We start from the raw sequence: 600 nt of genomic DNA on the forward strand, positions 1-600 counted from the left end.
GGATATAGTAGGATATGGCAATCGGAATCAGTATGGTTGGTTTATGCGTGAAACTGATGGTGCCGTAAATTTAGAAATGACAACCCAAGAAGACGGTGGCTTTGATGCTGTATCTGTATCAGCACCAAACAATCAATGGAATGTCACCATAGCGAGATATAACGGAGAAATAAGAGATATCACAAACAACGATGGTTATACTTTCGATTCATTTGGGCGAACTATTGTGGATGGAACACCTCAACTAATAATTGGTAGGACTGAAGGTAGTTCCTTTGAGGCATTTAATGGAGATATTGCTGTTGCTGCTACTTGGTCCCGTGCCCTTTCTGACACCGAGATTGAGTACCTCAACAACGTTACCGCTCCACGGAGGTCGCGGCTATGAACGTTCATTACTGCGTGAGCGGGTCGGTTGAGTCGGACGACCCGACGTTCCTCGATGGCGTTGAAGCTGAACTGCCCGCACCAGATGAGGTCCGTCTCGCAAACGAGTTTACGAGTGAACGCACCGAGTTGGACGACGGGAGCGAACGGCTGTCGGCGCGGATGACCTTCGAACGAGGGCTACAGGGCAAGGCCGCAGCCGAGTACCTGTTT

2 protein-coding genes are annotated in these 600 nt (G+C 49.5%); both read left to right on the top strand.

Annotated features, from left to right (window positions below; all coding sequences use genetic code 11):
* On the top strand, nt 1–388 hold a 388-nt coding region (locus EXE45_RS17440), incomplete at its 5' end, for a hypothetical protein (RefSeq protein ID WP_206750505.1).
* A partial coding sequence (locus EXE45_RS17445; protein WP_137695077.1) for a hypothetical protein occupies nt 385–600 on the top strand: 216 nt, incomplete at its 3' end. The genes EXE45_RS17440 and EXE45_RS17445, both read left to right, overlap by 4 nt.

The sequence above is a fragment of the Halorubrum sp. SP9 genome (assembly GCF_005435015.1).
Taxonomy (GTDB): Archaea; Halobacteriota; Halobacteria; order Halobacteriales; family Haloferacaceae; genus Halorubrum; species Halorubrum sodomense.